This window comes from Pseudomonas azerbaijanorientalis (assembly GCF_019139795.1).
In the GTDB taxonomy this organism is placed as follows: domain Bacteria; phylum Pseudomonadota; class Gammaproteobacteria; order Pseudomonadales; family Pseudomonadaceae; genus Aquipseudomonas; species Aquipseudomonas laurylsulfatiphila.
Window position 1 is genome coordinate 5562858 of the sequence record NZ_CP077078.1, and the last position, 18319, is coordinate 5581176.

Sequence of the window (18319 nt, forward strand, 5' to 3'; positions counted from 1 at the left end):
CACAAGGGATTGCACAGTTTCAGATCAACGATGCATCACGCAGGCTTGGTTTCCGCCAACGCCTCTTGCGCCAACTCCTTCTCGGCTTCCTTCAGATCATCCTCGCTGATCATTTCCGCGATAACCCGCAAGCGCTCCACGACCCGCGCGTTCACGCTGCCTTCAGGGAACTCGCCATTCTCGTCCGGTTCTCCGGCCGGCTCGCCAACCAGCAAACTCAAGGCTTCGTCGGCCTGACGGACCGCGTACACATGGAACTGCCCCGCACGCACCGCCGCCAGCACCTTCTCGTCGAGCATCAGCGTGGCGACGTTGGCGTGAGGAATGATTGCCCCCTGCTCGCCCGTCAACCCGCGGGCTTCGCACAGACGGAAGAAGCCCTCGATCTTCTCGTTGACCCCGCCGACCGCCTGCACTTCGCCGAACTGGTTGATCGAACCGGTGATGGCAAAGCACTGTTTGAGCGGGGTTTTCGACAAGGCCGAGATCAGGGTGCAGGCCTCGCCCAGGGACGCACTGTCGCCATCGACATACCCATAGGATTGCTCCAGGGCGATGCTCGCGGAAATCGCCAGCGGGAATTCCTGGGCGTAGCGGCTGCCCAGATACCCCGTGAGGATCATCACGCCCTTGGAGTGGATCGGCTGGCCGAGGTTGACCTCGCGCTCGATGTCGACAATACCGCTGCCCCCCGGGTACACCGTGGCGGAAATCCGCGCCGGTACACCGAAAGCCGAGTCGCCGACCTCCAGCACAGTCAAGCCGTTGCACTTGCCGACCGCTGCGCCATCAGTGTCGATCAGGATGATCCCGGCCAGCATGTCGTCGAGAATCCGCGCCGAAACCCGCCCGGTTCGCGTGGCCTTGGCCTTGAGTGCCCGTTCGATGTGCCCGGCGTCGGTCATTTCATCACCGGCCAGGTGGCGGATGAAATCGGCCTCGCTGACCAGCTGGAACAAGTCACCGATACGCGCCGACAAGCGCCCCTGGTGCTCGGCCAGGCGGGCGCTGTAAGTCGCCAGACGCGCCACCGCATCGGCGGTCAGCGGTGCCATGCCTTCTTCGGAAGTACGGGTTTTGAGCAACTGGGCGAACTGCTCCAGGCTCTCGTCGACCATCGGGATGTCTTCGTCGAAATCCACCAGGACGCGGAACATCTCCTGGAAATCCGGATCGAGGTCTTGCAGCGTGTAATACAGCTGACGGGCACCGATGATGACGACTTTCACCTGCAGCGGAATGTGTTGCGGTGTCAGGGTCACGGTGGCCAGGCGGCCCAGCTCGCCCAGCGGTGATTCCATTTTCAGCTTGCGCGATTGCAGGGCGCGTTTCAGAGCGTCCCACACGAATGGCTCGCTGAGCATTTTGTCCGCTTCAAGGATCAGGAAACCGCCGTTGGCCCGGTGCAAGGCCCCCGGCCGCAGTTGGCGGTAGGTGGTGTACAGCGCGCCCTGGTCGGTGCTGTATTCGATACGACCGAAGAGGTTTTCGTAGGTCGGGTGCGGCTCGAACACCACCGGCGCACCGCCGCTGGCCGAGTGACCGACCACCAGGCTCGGCGCGTATTGTTCTTCGAGCAACTTGCGGGCGATAGCGTCGGTCTTGCTGTCGTCCACCAGTTGCTCGACCACGGTCTTGAGCAAATACACCTGCATGGCTTGCAGATAACCGCAAACCGCCGCGTTCTCGGCGTACTTCTCCGACAATGGCGACAACAAGGGCTGCAAGGCCAGGGTGATGGTTTCTTCGTTCAGATGACGCAACTGGTTGCTCGACTCACGCTTCCATTGCGGCAGGCTGGCGAGCTCTTCGTTCAGGCGCTCTTCCAGTGCCGAAATATCCTCGTGGAAGCGCTCGCGTTCGGCTTCCGGCAACTGGGCGAATTCAGCTTCGTCCAACGCCTTGCCGTCACCCATTGGGGTGAAGGCGATATTACTGGCGTCGCGGTAGAGCGCGACGTCCTTCTCCAGCGCCAGACGCTCGATGACGTCCAGGGCCTTGTCGTAGCGCTGGTTGAAGGCGCGGTCGATGCCACTTTTCTTCTGTTGGTAGGACGGATGCTCGAAGACAGCCGGAAACGTCGCCAGCAGGTTGTCGATCAAGCCGTTGATGTCACCGATGAAGGCACCGGCGGTGCCCGACGGCAGTTCCAGTGCGCGCGGCTCGCGCGGCTCATCGAAATTGTTGACGTAGACCCAGTCCGCCGGAGTCTGCAGGCGCTTGCCTTCGGCCTTGAGGTAGCGTTTGACGAACGAGAACCGGCCAGTCCCGGGTTCGCCCATGACGAATACGTTGTAACCGGGGCGTGGCATGGCCACACCGAACTGCAAGGCTTCGACCGCACGTTCCTGGCCAAGCACACCGCGAAAGGGCTCCAGATCATTGGTGGTAGAGAAGCTGAACTGTTCAGCGGAAAACGGACGGGTCAGCGCTTCGGGCGCTAGACGCAAGCTGGCAGCAACAGGATCAGGCATCGGGCTTCCTTAACAATCAGGCGGGGCAGATGGCAGCATTCTGGCGCTGCCCATACCCGACTGGCAAGGAGCGCCGCAGGCCAAAGCATAGACAAGCCGAAACCCCGACGTAGAGCCGCGCCAAATCACTGTTTGCGACGATTGTTTTTGCAAAAAATCACGGAACCCCGCGATCGTGCCTAAACTCCAAACTGCGCGGCTGGACTAATGACCGGCCCACTGGCACCAGACGGGCCAGAACCCCTTGTCAAACTGGTATGCACATAAAGAGAACAAAGCTATGAAACGGATTCTTCTTGGTACTCTCTTCACCGCTGTATCCATCAACGCCATGGCTCAGGCGCCAGGCGGCCCGGATTGCGGTTGGGGCAACATGCTGTTCGAAGGCCAGCGTGGTACTCCGGCTCACTTCCTGGCATCCACCACCAACGGCACTTCCGGCAACGCAACCTTCGGCATGACATCCGGCACCAACGGTTGCGCAACCAATGCGTCGCTGACCTACGGCGGCAAATCCTGGTTTGCCATGAACGGCATGATGAACGAACTGTCCGAAGACATGGCCAAGGGTCAGGGCGAAGCGCTGACCACCTATGCCGTGGTACTGGGCGTCGCGCCGGAAGACCGTGCGCACTTCGCCGCTGTCACTCACGAGCACTTCCAGCAGATCTTCAGCAAGGCTGACGTGACTGCCGAAGATGTGCATACCAACACCCTGAACGTGCTCAAAGCCGACCCTCGTCTGGCCAAGTACGCAACTCAAGCTTAAGCTCGACCCGCCCCGCTTCTTTCGGGAAGCGGGTTTTGTTTTTTGGACCTGCCCCTCTTTGAGAGCGTCGGTAAGTCAACACGCAAATCCTGTGGGAGCGGGTTTGACTGACTGGCACTACCCTGGTCGGGGCTCAGTTTCTTTCGATTAAGTTGCCATCTATGTTCAAACGCCTTGCCTGGCTGGCGCTGTGTGTCTGCGCCCCACTGTCCGCCGCGCCTCACATCGACCCACAACGCTTGCAGCAACTGGCCAACGACCCTTTCTGGATATCCCTGGGCCATTACGAAACCGCCAAGCTCGGCGGCTGGCGCAGCTATGTCAGCGACCGGAAGTTCTTCCTCGCCACCGATGGCAATGAACATCCGGACCATGAACTGGCGGCGACTGTACAAGCCTTGTACGCCCCGGCCAGTGCCGGTGAACAACACGCACAATGCGTCTACCCGGCGCGCACCCGCTGGCTGAAGGAACAACTCGACCTGACCGGTCTGCCAACGCCGGACTGCGCAGCGTTCAAACAATGGTTCAAGGACGTCTCGCCCGACAGCTCAGTGATGATCTTCCCGGCGGCCTACCTGAACAGCCCCTCCTCGATGTTCGGCCATACCCTGCTGCGCATCGACCAGGCCGAAGTGAAGAGCGACAAGACTTCGCTGCTCAGTTACGCGATCAACTTCGGCGCCTACATCGAGGGCTCGGACAACAGCATCATCTATGCCTGGAAAGGCCTGATGGGCGGTTATCCCGGCCTGTTCGCGATGGTGCCCTATCAGGAAAAGCTCTCGGAATACCGCAGCCTGGAAAACCGCGACCTGTGGGAGTACCGCCTTAACCTGACCCCACAGGAAACCGCGCGCATGGTCGAGCACGTCTGGGAGCTGAAGCAGATCAAATTCGACTATTTCTTCTTCGACGAAAACTGCTCATACCGCTTGCTGGAACTGCTGCAAGTGGCCCGTCCGGGCCTGCGCCTGACGGATCAATTCCCGCTCACGGCCATCCCCACCGACACCGTCAAGGCCGTGAAAGCGGCCGGGCTGGTGGAATCGATCCAGTATCGCCCGTCCCGGGAGCGCGAGTTGCTCAGTCGCGCCGAGCCGTTGAACCCGCAAGAGCAACAATGGGTGCTGAAAGTCAGCGCCGACCAGAAACAACTGCACGACCCGGCGTTCAAGGCACAACCCCGCGACCGCCAGGCGCTGATCATCGATGCCGCCTATCGCCTGGAGCGCTATCGCGCCAACGGCCAGGAACGCGATCCGGCGCGCGCCCAGCGCAGCTTCGAACTGCTGCGGGCGATCAACCAGAACCCGGCGCCGGAGCTGAATATCCCGCAACCCGGCCTGCCTGAAGACGGTCACGAGTCGCGCACCTGGCAGCTCGGTCTCGGCACCCGTGGAGACAAAGCCTTTGGTGAATACGGCTTGCGCATGGCTTATCACGACCTCAATGACAACAGCGAAAGCTTTCCCCTTGGCGCGCAGATCGAAATCCTGCAATTGAAGCTTCGCCAGTACGAAGGCAACGACTGGCAGGTGCAGCAACTGGACCTGGCAACCATTCGCTCCCTGACCCCGCGTAACGAATTGCTGCAACCGCTGTCATGGCAAGTCACAGGTGGCCTGGAACGGGTGCCGGGCAAGCACGATGACCAAACCCTGGTCAGCCATGTCAACGGCGGTGGTGGTGGAACCTGGCAACTGAGCGAGGACATGCTCGGATTTGTCCTGGGCACTGTGCGTATCGAGCACAACAACGACTTCGCCGAATTCATCGCGCCGGCCGCCGGTTTCAACAGTGGGGTGCTGTGGAAAAACCCGCTGGGCAATTTGAGCCTCGAAACCAAGGGCGATTTTTTCACCAATGGTGAAGTGCGCCGCAGCCTGAGCCTGAATCAGCAATGGGAGATCTCCCGCAATCTCGGACTGCGCTTGAGCGCCCAGCGGGAGTTCAGCCATTTGGCGTCGGCCGAGAACGAAGTGATGCTTGAGCTGAAGTGGTATCACTACTGACCCGAACGCACCGCAAATCCCGGTGGGAGCGAGCTTGCCCGCGAATGTGGTGAGTCAGTCCGCATTAATTTTGAATGACAGATCGCATTCGCGAGCAAGCCCGCTCCCACAGGGGTTATGTGGCTTTCGACAAACCCCATACGCAGCTTTCACAAACACTCGACGACCTGCTCGCCGCCCGGGCCTGTCACTCGCCGTAAGTCGCTTTCAGACATCCAGTGAAACCAAATGCCTGCGACCATGGCCCAAATTCTATATCGGGAGAATTTCATGAGCCGTGCCTTCGTCAATGAAGATAACGCCGCCGCGCAAGCCGATCAGCCCGTCGAACGCCAGGTCAGCGCGCAGCCCAATTACGTCACGCCGCAAGGCCTGAGCCTGTTGCAGGGTAAAGTCGCCGAACTGCAAAGCCTGCACGCCGAACAATCGGCAAAAGGCGAGCAGGCGGACAAGCAGCGCCTGGCCGATCTCGAACGTGATCTGCGTTACTTCAAGCAGCGCCTGGGCAGCGCTCAGGTGGTACCCGCCGCGACTTCAACCGAAAAAGTGCAGATCGGCAGTTGGGTGACTTACGCCGATGAACACGCCACCGAACGCCGGGTACAACTGGTGGGCGAAGATCAGGCCGATGCCGCCCACGGCCTGATCAATTGGGGTTCACCGCTGGGGCGGGCACTGCTCGGTGCACGACTCAACGATGAAGTGCTGTGGCAGCGCCCTGCCGGGGATCAACTGATTGAAGTGATCCGTATCGAGCCGACTTAGACCACGCCCTGAGCCAGCATGGCATCGGCAACTTTGACGAAGCCGGCAATGTTCGCGCCCTTGACGTAGTTGACCCGACCATTCTCTTCGCCGTAATGCACGCAGGCGTGGTGAATCGACTGCATGATCGCGTGCAGCTTGCTGTCCACTTCGCCACCGGTCCATGCCAGGCGCATGGCGTTCTGCGACATCTCCAACCCGCTCACCGCCACGCCACCGGCATTGGACGCCTTGCCCGGCGCGAACAGAATGTCGGCCTCGATGAACAGGTCCACCGCCTCCAGGGTGGTCGGCATGTTCGCGCCCTCAGCCACACAGATGCAGCCGTTGCGCAACAAGGTGCGAGCGGCTTCGGCATCCAGTTCGTTTTGCGTCGCGCACGGCAGCGCGATATCGCAGCTCAGGCTCCACGGAAGCTCACCTGCACGGAACTCCAGGCCAAAACGGCCGGCCAGTTCACGGATGCGCCCGCGCTGTACGTTTTTCAGTTCCAGCACCGCCAGCCATTGCTCCTCGGTCAAACCGCTTTCGCAATACAGTGTGCCTTCGGAGTCGGACAACGAAATCACTTTACCGCCCAGGTCCATGACCTTGCGCGCCGCGTATTGCGCGACGTTGCCGGAGCCGGAGATCGCTACGCGCTTACCTTCCACGGCCAGGCCGCGGCGCTTGAGCATTTCTTCGGCGAAGTATACGCAACCGAAACCGGTGGCTTCCGGACGAATCAGGCTGCCGCCGTAGCTTGGACCTTTGCCGGTCAGCACGCTGGTGAACTGGTTACTCAGGCGCTTGTACTGACCGAACAGGAAACCGATTTCCCGCGCGCCGACACCGATATCCCCGGCCGGCACGTCAACGTCCGAGCCAATGTGGCGGTACAGCTCGCTCATGAAGGCCTGGCAGAAGCGCATGACTTCCGCGTCGCTTTTGCCTTTGGGGTCGAAGTCAGAACCACCCTTGCCGCCGCCCATGGGCAATGATGTCAGGGAGTTTTTGAAGGTCTGTTCGAAGGCGAGGAATTTCAGGACGCCCATGTTCACCGACGGGTGAAAACGCAGCCCCCCCTTGTACGGGCCGATCGCGCTGTTCATCTGGATGCGGAACCCGCGATTGACCTGGACCCTGCCCTGATCGTCGACCCATGACACGCGAAACACCACCGCCCGCTCCGGCTCGCAGATGCGCTCCAGGATGCCGGAGGTCAGGTAATGCGGATTGGCTTCAAGAAAGGGCCACAGGGTACGCAGGACTTCTTCGACAGCCTGGTGAAACTCGGGTTGATCCGGGTCGCGTTTTTTCAGGCGCGCAAGGAAGGATTCGACGGATTCGATCATGGAAAAGTCTCGGCAAATTTATTGTCGTTGGAGGAGATTGAGCCGGACTGTAACAAACGATTCGCGCACAAGAACAGAGCAAAATGTCGCATTAATGAAATTAAATGGTGCGCACGATATAAAACAGACCGCTTTTCGGCCTGATATTGCACCTGAATGGGGACTCACCATTAAATTCCTGCACCATCAGGAATACCACCTTCGCGAGCAAGCCCGCTCCCACAGGGATTCGATGTTGAATCGAGAACTGTGCCTTTCACAAAACCCTGTGGGAGCGGGCTTGCTCGCGAAGGCCGCTACTCGGTCTCACTGAAAAAAACGCAAAAAAAAACGGAGCCCGAAGGCTCCGCTCTTTTTATGCAACCAACCCGAAATCAGGCCAGTTTCTTGTGCCGTACACGATGCGGCTGGGCAGCCGCTTCGCCGAGACGCTTTTTACGGTCGGCTTCGTATTCGGTGTAGTTGCCTTCGAAGAACACCGCTTGCGAGTCGTCTTCGTACGCCAGGATGTGCGTCGCGACGCGGTCAAGGAACCACCGGTCGTGGGAGATCACAATGGCGGCGCCCGGGAAGTCCAGCAGGGCCTCTTCCAGGGAACGCAGGGTTTCGACGTCGAGGTCGTTGGACGGTTCGTCGAGCAGCAGGACGTTGCCGCCCTCTTTCAGGGTCAGGGCCAGGTGCAAGCGACCACGCTCACCACCGGACAGGTCCTTGACGAACTTCTGCTGATCGCCGCCCTTGAAGTTGAAGCGACCGACGTAGGTGCGCGACGGGATCTCGTAGTTGCCGATGCGGATCTGGTCGGAACCGTCGGAAATCTGCTGGAACACGGTCTTGCTGCCGTCCAGGTCTTCGCGGCTCTGATCCACGCAAGCCAGTTGCACGGTTTCGCCGACTTCGATGCTGCCAGAATCCGGCGTTTCCTTGCCCATCAGCATGCGGAACAGGGTCGATTTACCAGCACCGTTACCGCCGATCACGCCGACGATGGCGCCTTTAGGCATGGAGAACGACAGGTTGTCGATCAGCACGCGGTCGCCGTAGCCCTTGGTGACGTTCTTGAATTCGATGACCTTGTCGCCCAGGCGCGGACCGGCCGGGATGTAGATCTCGTTGGTTTCGCTGCGCTTCTGGAATTCCTGCGATTGCATCTCTTCGAAGCGTTGCAGACGAGCCTTGGATTTCGACTGGCGGGCCTTGGCGCCTTTGCGCACCCACTCCAGCTCTTCCTTCATGGCCTTTTCATGAGCCGACTGCTGCTTGGATTCGGCAGCCAGACGATCGGACTTGGCTTCCAGCCAACCCGAATAGTTGCCCTCGTACGGAATGCCCGCGCCGCGGTCGAGTTCCAGAATCCAGCCAGCGACGTTGTCCAGGAAGTAACGGTCGTGCGTGATCGCAACCACAGTACCCGGGAAGTCGTGCAGGAAATGCTCGAGCCATGCAACGGAGTCGGCGTCCAGGTGGTTGGTCGGTTCGTCGAGCAGCAGCATGTCCGGTGCGGACAGCAACAGGCGGCACAGGGCCACACGACGCTTTTCACCACCGGACAGGTGTTCGACCTTGGCATCCCAGGCCGGCAGGCGCAACGCATCGGCGGCGACTTCCAACTGGCGCTCCAGGTTGTGGCCGTCGCTGGCTTGCAGGATGGCTTCGAGCTTGGCCTGTTCGGCGGCCAGCTTGTCGAAGTCGGCATCCGGATCGGCGTATGCCGCGTAGACCTCGTCCAGGCGTGCCTGGGCGTCCTTGATCACGCTGACCGCTTCCTCGACCACTTCACGCACGGTCTTGGTCGGATCCAGTTGTGGTTCCTGCGGCAGGTAGCCGATGTTCAGCTCCGGCATCGGACGGGCTTCGCCCTCGAACTCGGTGTCGACGCCAGCCATGATTTTCAGCAGCGTGGACTTACCCGAACCGTTGAGGCCGAGTACACCGATCTTGGCGCCTGGGAAGAACGACAGAGAAATGTTTTTCAGGATTTCCCGCTTCGGCGGAACAACTTTGCCCAGCCGATGCATGGTGAATACGTATTGAGCCATGGAGAACCTAGGGTCAGTGACTGATGAATGATTAGGGCACAGGCGAAGCCTGGCCAGGCTGTGCGCGTCACCCGATTGAGAGCTTTCAATATAGGCGCGCTGAAAAAGCCTGAGTATGGGGGCGTTCTCAATTAGTTTCCACGCCGCGTTGTCGCCTTAAAGCGGGCCAGGCAAGGCGCAGGCCGCTGGAAATGGTCGCTCCCTTTCCAAGGCCTGCAACGCAGCCTGGCCCGCTTTAAGGCACAACCCAAAGGGCCGGGTCTGCTGTTGTGCAGGGCTGCGTTGCTCGAAGCTTATTTGGAATGACCAAACCACGCTTCTCGCGCCTTGCCCTGCACAACAGCAGACCCGGCGCGGTGCGGAAACTAATTGAGAACGCCCCCCCCGGAGCTGGAACGCTCCCGCGTAACCGGCAAAGCTACCTTAATGACCGATGGCAGTCCAGCCGACGGGCTGGGGCTGGCACTTCGCCACAACTCAAGGCATGCTAGCCGCCCTTCGGGCGTCCGGCTTATAGTGCACGTCGCGCCAGTCCAGCCAAACCGCAGGATTCCAGCTTGTCCAATGTCCCTCCGCCCCTGACTTCCAGTGCGCCGACCATAGCGCCCGGCTCCCCTCTGCGCGGAACCTTGAAGGGCACCTTGGCGACACTTGCATTGTTGCTGCTGGCATTGCTGTTCTGGCAGTTGCTCGATCAGTTGCGCGAAACCCAGAAAAACCAGCGCCAGTACACCATCGACTACACCGCCGATCTGGCCGCTCAGGTCAGCCTGAACATGGCACTCAACGCGCAGATCGCCCTCAACCTGTTGCCTATCGTCGAGCAACCGCAGGACGCCGACGAGTTGCAGGCCCTGCTACGCAAGCTGCAACAGTCGCTGCCGGAACTGCGCAGCCTGGCCTTGCTCAGCCCCTCAGGGAAAGTCATCCGTGACAGCGCTCCCGACAGCGATGACAGCGACTACCTGGGTGAACTGGTACGCCGCAGCCACGCCCAGGCGCACTACTTCAGCAATGCCACCGATGGTTCCGTGGTGCATTTATTGCTGCATCAGGCCAGCGGCAGTTCCCGGGGCTACTGGGCCTTGCGCCTGACACCGACCTTCTTTTCGTCCTTGACCAAGCAAAGCGAGACCGGCAGCCGTCCGTTGTGGCTGGTGGAAAACCGCATCAATCATCAGATCATCAGCCGTGACGAAGGGCTGCCCTCGGTCAATCCGGGCACACTGACCGAGGACGATGTCGCCAACAGTGTGCTGACGGTTCCGCTGAGCAGCAGCGATTGGCAATTGCGCGGCTTGTTTGACCGTCAGCGCGTACTGGAAGAGCTGCTGCCGGCGTTCATCGGCAAATGCCTGCTGGGCCTGGCGTTTTCCATGCTGCCGTTCATCGCTTTGCTGAACATGCGCCGGCGTCAACGCCAATTGAATGAAGGCCGCCGGCGTTATCAGGACATTTTCGAAGGCACCGGTGTGGCCTTGTGCGTCCTCGACATGTCCGGGCTGAAGAGCTTTTTCGACAAGGCACAACTGCAGGACAGCGAACAACTGCAAGCGTGGCTGGCGATCCCGGAAAAACGCCGACAACTGCTGCAGGAACTGCGGATCACCGAGGTCAACCAGGTCGCATTGCAGTTGCTCAATGTCGATAACGCCCATAAAGCCTGGAAGCTGCTGATCGACGGCCATCCGCTGGACGGCACCGCCATCGGCAACCAGGTGCTCGACGCGGTGCTCAATCAGCAGCAACAGCTTGAGCTGGAAATCAAATTGCAGGATGCCGGCGGTCGCGACCAGCACCTGTGGCTGGTACTGCGCCTGCCGCAAACCCAGGACGACTATAAATCGGTAATTTTGAGCATCACCGACATCACCAGCCGCAAGCTCATCGAACTGTCGTTGCAGGAACGCGAAGGGTTTTGGTCGGACGTGGTGCGTACCGTACCGGATCATCTGTATGTGCAGGATGTAATCAGCCAGCGCATGATCTACAGCAACCACCATCTGGGCCAGACGCTGGGTTACAACCGCACCGAACTGCACCAGATGGGCGAATACTTCTGGGAAATCCTCCTGCACCCCGAAGACGCCGACTATTACCACCGCTCCCGCCAAGTCCAGCGCCAGGCCGGTTATCGCCAGTTGATGCAGTGTCAGTTGCGCTTCCGCCATCGGGACGGCCAGTGGCGACGCTTCGAGATTCGCGAGCAGGCACTGGCGCGGGACAACGAGGACCAGGTCACGCGGATCATCGGCGTGGCCAAAGACGTCACCGACCAGATCGAAGCCAGCGAATCCCTGCGCGACAGCGAGCAGCGTTACCGCATGCTCGCCGAAAGCATCAGCGACGTGATTTTCTCCACTGACAGCCGCCTCAACCTCAATTACGTCAGCCCTTCGGTGCAAGCCGTGCTGGGCTATGACGCCGAGTGGATCTTCCAGAACGGCTGGCAATCGACCATCGCCAACCCGCAACAACTGACCGGCATCTACCACCTGATGGACCGGGTCAGCAAGGCGCTGGATCAGCCGGACCAACTGGCGGTGTTACGCAGCCAGGTACAAACCCAACTGTTCCTGTTCGATTGCCTGCGGGCCGACGGGCGCAAGATCCCCATCGAACTGCGTCTGGTATTGGTCTGGGACGAACACGGGACGTTCGAAGGCGTGCTTGGCGTGGGCCGCGACATCAGCCAGCAACGCCGGGCCGAAAAAGACTTGCGCATGGCCGCCACGGTATTCGAGCACTCGACCTCGGCGATCCTGATCACCGACCCGGCCGGCTACATCGTCCAGGCCAACGAAGCCTTCAGCCGTGTCAGCGGCTATGCCGTGGAACAGGTGCTCGACCAGTTGCCGAACATGCTGACCGTCGACGAGCAGCAGGAAGCGCATCTGCGTTATGTGCTCAAGCAATTGGGCCAGCACAGTACCTGGGAAGGCGAAGTCTGGCTCAAGCGCCGCAACGGCGAGCATTACCCGGCCTGGGTCGGGATTACCGCCGTACTCGACGACGAAGGCGACCTGGCCAGTTATGTGTGTTTCTTCAGCGACATCAGCGAGCGCAAGGCCAGCGAGCAGCGGATTCATCGCCTCGCCTACTACGACGCCCTGACCCACCTGCCCAACCGCACGCTGTTCCAGGATCGCCTGCACACGGCACTGCAATCGGCCGAACGGCAAAAGTCGTGGGTGGTGCTGATGTTCCTCGATCTCGATCGCTTCAAACCGATCAACGACTCCCTGGGCCACGCCGCCGGCGACCGCATGCTCAAGGAGATGGCCACGCGCCTGCTCGGTTGCGTCGACGATGACGACACTGTGGCGCGCATGGGCGGTGACGAGTTCACCTTGCTCCTGCAACCGCGCGCCAACCGTGAAATCGCCCTGAACCGGGCCATTCATGTGGCCGAACAGATTCTCGCCAGCCTGGTGAAACCCTTCGTGCTCGAGGGCCGCGAGTTCTTCGTCACGGCCAGTATCGGCATCGCCCTGAGTCCGCAGGACGGCAACGAACTCAGCCAGTTGATGAAGAACGCCGACACGGCGATGTACCACGCCAAGGAGCGTGGCAAGAACAACTTCCAGTTCTATCAGGCGGACATGAACGCCAGCGCCCTGGAGCGACTGGAACTGGAAAGCGATTTGCGCCATGCCCTGGAACAGAACGAATTCGTGCTGTATTACCAGCCGCAGTTCAGCGGCGACGGCAAGCGCCTGACCGGCGCCGAGGCGCTGTTGCGCTGGCGTCATCCCCGCCGCGGGCTGGTGCCGCCGGGGGACTTCATTCCGGTGCTCGAAGAGCTCGGGCTGGTGGTGGATGTCGGCGACTGGGTGATCAGCGAAGCCTGCCGTCAACTCAAGGCCTGGCATCAGGCCAGGGTACGGGTGCCGAAGGTGTCGGTGAACATCTCGGCGCGGCAGTTCTCCGACGGCCAGCTCGGTACGCGAATCGCCACCATCCTCAAGGAAACCGGCCTGCCGCCGGCGTGCCTGGAACTGGAACTCACCGAAAGTATCCTGATGCGCGAAGTCAGCGAGGCGATGCAGATCCTCGATGGCCTGAAGAACCTCGGCCTGAGCATTGCAGTCGACGACTTCGGTACCGGTTACTCATCGCTCAACTACCTCAAGCAGTTCCCGATCGACGTACTGAAAATCGACCGCACCTTCGTCGACGGATTGCCGTCGGGCGAACAGGATGCGCAGATCGCCCGGGCGATCATCGCCATGGCCCACAGCCTTAACCTGGCGGTGATCGCCGAGGGTGTCGAGACCCATGAACAGCTGGACTTCCTGCGCGAGCACGGTTGCGACGAGGTGCAGGGGTATCTGTTCGGCCGGCCGATGCCGGCGGGGCGGTTCGAAGGGCAGTTCAGCAATGATGCGCTGTTCATGTTTGACTGAAACCTTGCGGTGATGCGGGCGGCCCCTTCGCGAGCAAGCCCGCTCCCACATTTGGAATGTGTTCCCCTGTGGGAGCGGGCTTGCTCGCGAAGAGGCCCGTCCAGGCACCGCATATCCGCTCATGAAGCCCACTTGTCTGCGACATGATGCCGTTTCATATGCCATCTAAAACCCATTGGGTTAGAATGCCCCCCTTTTCCGCCCCCGATCCCTGAGGACCGCCATGTTCAGCCGTGATTTGACTATTGCCAAGTACGACGCCGATCTCTTTGCCGCCATGGAGCAAGAAGCTCAGCGCCAGGAAGAGCACATTGAGCTGATCGCTTCGGAAAACTACACCAGCCCTGCCGTGATGGAAGCTCAAGGCTCGGTACTGACCAACAAGTACGCCGAAGGCTACCCGGGCAAGCGCTACTACGGTGGTTGCGAGTACGTCGACATCGTCGAGCAATTGGCTATCGATCGCGCCAAAGAGCTGTTCGGCGCCGACTACGCCAACGTTCAGCCGCACGCCGGCTCGCAAGCCAACAGCGCCGTTTACCTGGCCCTGCTGTCGGCCGGTGACACCATCCTGGGCATGAGCCTGGCCCACGGCGGCCACCTGACCCACGGTGCCAGCGTTTCGTCCTCGGGCAAGCTGTACAACGCCATCCAGTACGGCATCGACGCCAATGGCCTGATCGACTACGACGAAGTCGAGCGCCTGGCCGTTGAGCACAAGCCGAAAATGATCGTGGCCGGTTTCTCTGCCTACTCGCAGATCCTCGACTTCCCGCGCTTCCGTGCAATCGCCGACAAGGTAGGTGCCTACCTGTTCGTCGACATGGCCCACGTGGCCGGTCTGGTCGCCGCTGGCGTCTACCCGAACCCGGTTCCATTCGCTGACGTCGTGACCACCACCACCCACAAGACCCTGCGCGGTCCGCGTGGCGGCCTGATCCTGGCTCGCGCCAACGCCGACATCGAGAAGAAGCTGAACTCCGCGGTATTCCCGGGTGCCCAGGGCGGCCCGCTGGAGCACGTGATCGCAGCCAAGGCGATCTGCTTCAAGGAAGCGCTGCAGCCTGAGTTCAAGGCATACCAGCAACAAGTGGTGAAAAACGCCCAGGCCATGGCCAGCGTATTCATCGAGCGCGGCTTCGACGTGGTTTCCGGCGGTACTCAGAACCACCTGTTCCTGTTGTCGCTGATCAAGCAGGAAATCTCCGGTAAAGACGCCGACGCCGCTCTGGGCAAAGCGTTCATCACCGTGAACAAGAACTCCGTGCCAAACGATCCACGCTCCCCGTTCGTCACCTCCGGCCTGCGCTTCGGCACTCCGGCTGTGACCACTCGTGGCTTCAAGGAAGCAGAGTGCAAGGAACTGGCCGGCTGGATCTGCGACATCCTGGCTGACCTGAACAACGAAGCGGTAATCGACGCCGTTCGTGAGAAGGTCAAGGCCATCTGCAAGAAGCTGCCGGTGTACGGCGCTTAATTGCGACGTTAAATCCGCAGCATGAAAAACCGGCCAAGTGATTGGCCGGTTTTTTTTCGCCCGCGATTTCCCTGCAGGCCACTGGTCAGACCGGTCATGCCAATTTTATGTTTTCCACTTGTAATCGAGAAAAAATCCAGCGTAGACTGCGCCTGCACTGGACATACCGGTAAGACCACAATAATTAAGTCCTGAATCTGATGTGCCCCGCACACGGCAGCCAGGACACCGACCAGGATTCCTCCCATGCTCAGATGGTGCTCGCGTTCAATCTTCCTCCAAGTGGTTCTCGGACTGGTGCTCGGCATCGTCTGCGGGCTGACCCTTCCCGAATACTCCGCCCAACTCAAACCCCTCGGCGACGGTTTCATCAAGCTGATCAAGATGCTCATCGGCTTGATCGTGTTCTGCGTGGTGGTCAGCGGCATCAGCGGCGCCGGCGACCTGAAAAAGGTCGGGCGCATCGGCCTGAAATCGGTGATCTACTTCGAAGTGCTGACCACCATCGCCCTGGTGATCGGCCTGGTGCTCGCCTTCAGCACCGGCATCGGCAGCGGTGCGAACATTCACCTGGAGCAGCTTTCCGCAGCCGACATGGGCGATATTGCCCAGCGCAGTCAGCACATGCACACCACTGCGCAGTTCTTGATGAACCTGATTCCGACTTCGGTGATCGGTGCCTTTGCCGATAACAATATCCTGCAGGTCCTGCTGTTTTCAGTGTTGTTCGGCAGTGCACTGAATCTGGTGGGCGAGGCGGCATCGGGTATTTCGCGACTGATCAACGAACTCAGCCATGTGATCTTCCGCATCATGGGCATGATCGTGCGACTGGCACCGATCGGTGTATTCGGTGCGATCGCCTTCACCACCAGCAAATATGGCCTGGACTCGCTGCAGCACCTGGGCAGTCTGGTCGGCCTCTTCTACCTGACCTGCGTTGCCTTCGTGGCCCTGATTCTCGGCCTGGTGATGCGCCTTTCCGGCTTGAGGATGTGGCCGTTGCTCAAGTACCTGCGCGAAGAACTGCTGATCGTCATGGGCACCGCTTCGTCCGACGCGGTGCTGCCACAAATCATGCGCAAGCTTGAGCACCTGGGCATCGGCAGTTCGACGGTCGGGTTGGTGATTCCAACGGGGTACTCGTTCAACCTCGACGGTTTCTCGATCTACCTGACCCTGGCCATCGTGTTCATCGCCAACGCCACCGGCACGCCGCTGGCCATGACTGACCTGCTGACCATTCTGCTGGTGTCGCTGATCACATCCAAAGGCGCCCACGGTATTCCTGGCTCGGCGCTGGTGATTCTGGCGGCCACCCTGACAGCCGTTCCGGCAATTCCGGTGGTGGGCCTGGTACTGGTGCTGGCCGTGGACTGGTTCATGGGCATCGGCCGGGCGCTGACCAACCTGATTGGCAACTGTGTGGCGACCGTGGCCATCGCGCGGTGGGAAAAGGACATCGATGTGCAGCGGGCGAACAAGGTACTTTCCGGCCAGGCGGGTTATACCTTTCAGCCAAGAAAACCGGTTGCTCAAGCGGCAGCCAAAGAATTCTGAATGATCGCCGTGCCTGCCGACCGCAGGCACGGCTCGTGGAGCGAACAAGTGATTACCTCATCAACCGTCGTCAACTCAGTGGTAGAAAAACTTCGGGCCGCTTTGGCCCGAGGTCAGTGGCGCTCCGGCGAAATGTTGCCTGGGCAACGTGAGCTGGCCGAACAACTGGGTATCAGCCGTCCGAGCCTGCGTGAAGCCGTCATCGTTCTGGAAACCCTCGGACTGGTGCGCTCGATGCCGGGCAAAGGCGTGGTGGTGCTCGAAGCCAATCTCGCAGACAGCCAGGCCCATGACAACGCGGTGGCCGCAGCGAGCCTGGAAGACGTGCTGCAACTGCGCTACACCCTTGAGCCATTCATCGTCGGCCTCGTCGCGCAGTCCATCAGCAGCAAGGAGGTCGGGCAACTGCGCCTGACCTTGATGGACATGCGCGAAGCCCTGGAGGCCAATGACAGTGAAGCCGGCGTAAACGCCTACATTGCGTTCCACGAAGAGCTGTTCACGCTGACGTCGAACCCGATCTTCCAGAGTGTGGTGCAGCAAACCAGCAATGCCCTCAAGCAAAGCGCCGAAGTGTTGCGCAACTCCCCGGAGCATCTGGCCGAGCGACTTGAAGAAAACGAAGCCGTGGTGCGGGCAATCCGCAGCAAGAACAGCGCCCAGGCCAGCGCCGAGATGCGCCGGCACATACTGCGCGAAGGTCAACGCATGGGTATCGAACTGAACATCCCGGAAGACAACCTCGGCAGTTGAAACCTCTTCGAACTGGAGATCGGCCATGAACCGCTTCGCCTCGCCACAAACACTCGCCACCCTGCCCGTCCGCCCTTCAGTGGATGATCTGTACTCACGGGTCCTCGAGGCCATTTTCGAGCAGCGCATCCATTCGGCCAGTCGCTTTACGGAAGAAAGCCTTGCGCAGATGTTCGGTGCAAGGCGCAGCGACATGCGGGAGGTGCTGAGGCGACTGTCCCATCAGCACATCATCCTCCTGCGCGCCAACCATCGTCCCCGCGTCACCGAGCCTGATGCCGAGCAGACCCGGCAGACACTGCATGCCCGGCGGCTGGCCGAGGTCATGCTGGTGCGGCTGGCCGGTCAGCGAGCGAGCGCGCAAGACTTGAAGCGCCTGCGGACACTGGTCGAAAACGAGCGTCAATGCGCCGAGCGTGGCCGGGCGATTCGTTTGTCGGGAGAGTTTCATTTGCAGTTGGCACAAATGGCGGGAAATGCACCGCTAGCGCATTTTCTTGAGAGCCTTGTCCCACTGACTTCGTTGGCGGTTGCGAAGTTTGATCTGCGGCAGAAGGATTATTGCGCAGGGCAAGCGCACCTCGAGATTCTCGATGCGCTGGAGCGAGGAGATGCTGCGACGGCGCAAGTCGCGCTCAACCGGCATCTGGATTATCTGGAAGATTTGTTGCTGAGTCCTGCATCGGCACTGGGTCAAAACTGTGCCGCCGGTTAGACCGCTTTCGCG

At 60.4% G+C, this 18319-nt stretch carries 11 protein-coding genes; 8 read left to right on the forward strand and 3 right to left on the reverse strand.

All coding sequences use genetic code 11. The features are described 5' to 3' along the window. Positions 1-35: 35 nt before the first annotated feature. Positions 36-2474, reverse strand: coding sequence for a Lon protease family protein (locus KSS91_RS24955; RefSeq protein ID WP_217836409.1), 2439 nt, complete (start codon positions 2472-2474; stop codon positions 36-38). Between the two features lie 280 nt (positions 2475-2754). Between KSS91_RS24955 and KSS91_RS24960 the strand changes: the two genes are divergently transcribed. From KSS91_RS24960 to KSS91_RS24970, 3 genes are all read left to right on the forward strand, one after another. After that, entirely contained in the window at positions 2755-3243 is a 489-nt protein-coding gene (locus KSS91_RS24960; RefSeq protein WP_217836410.1) for a DUF3015 domain-containing protein, read from the forward strand. 161 nt (positions 3244-3404) lie between these two features. Then, positions 3405-5258, forward strand: coding sequence for an Lnb N-terminal periplasmic domain-containing protein (locus KSS91_RS24965; protein ID WP_217836411.1), 1854 nt, complete (start codon positions 3405-3407; stop codon positions 5256-5258). Positions 5259-5528: 270 nt separating this feature from the next. Further along, positions 5529-6023 carry a GreA/GreB family elongation factor gene (locus tag KSS91_RS24970; RefSeq protein WP_007970897.1) on the forward strand — a complete coding sequence of 165 codons (495 nt, stop codon included), beginning with the start codon at positions 5529-5531 and terminating at the stop codon, positions 6021-6023. Here the strand turns inward: KSS91_RS24970 and gdhA are convergent. After that, positions 6020-7357: an NADP-specific glutamate dehydrogenase gene (gdhA, locus tag KSS91_RS24975; protein WP_217836412.1), complete on the reverse strand. Its 1338-nt coding sequence runs from the start codon at positions 7355-7357 to the stop codon at positions 6020-6022. The genes KSS91_RS24970 and gdhA overlap by 4 nt on opposite strands. A gap of 374 nt (positions 7358-7731) precedes the next feature. Then, on the reverse strand, positions 7732-9396 hold the full coding sequence (gene ettA, locus KSS91_RS24980; protein ID WP_007970893.1) for an energy-dependent translational throttle protein EttA: 1665 nt from the start codon (positions 9394-9396) through the stop codon (positions 7732-7734). 557 nt (positions 9397-9953) lie between these two features. Between ettA and KSS91_RS24985 the strand changes: the two genes are divergently transcribed. The 5 genes from KSS91_RS24985 (at position 9954) to KSS91_RS25005 (ending at position 18307) form a co-directional block, all read left to right on the forward strand. Then, positions 9954-13802, forward strand: a complete 3849-nt coding sequence (locus tag KSS91_RS24985) for a sensor domain-containing protein (protein WP_217836413.1) — start codon at positions 9954-9956, stop codon at positions 13800-13802. A 223-nt stretch (positions 13803-14025) separates the two neighbouring features. After that, positions 14026-15279 carry a serine hydroxymethyltransferase gene (gene glyA, locus KSS91_RS24990; RefSeq protein ID WP_007970889.1) on the forward strand — a complete coding sequence of 418 codons (1254 nt, stop codon included), beginning with the start codon at positions 14026-14028 and terminating at the stop codon, positions 15277-15279. 246 nt (positions 15280-15525) lie between these two features. Further along, entirely contained in the window at positions 15526-16839 is a 1314-nt protein-coding gene (locus tag KSS91_RS24995) for a C4-dicarboxylate transporter DctA (protein WP_217836414.1), read from the forward strand. A 48-nt stretch (positions 16840-16887) separates the two neighbouring features. Continuing rightward, positions 16888-17592: a FadR/GntR family transcriptional regulator gene (locus KSS91_RS25000; RefSeq protein WP_041475084.1), complete on the forward strand. Its 705-nt coding sequence runs from the start codon at positions 16888-16890 to the stop codon at positions 17590-17592. 25 nt (positions 17593-17617) lie between these two features. Beyond that, a complete protein-coding gene (locus KSS91_RS25005; RefSeq protein ID WP_217836415.1) occupies positions 17618-18307 on the forward strand; it encodes a GntR family transcriptional regulator in 690 nt (229 codons plus the stop codon). Positions 18308-18319 lie beyond the last annotated feature (12 nt).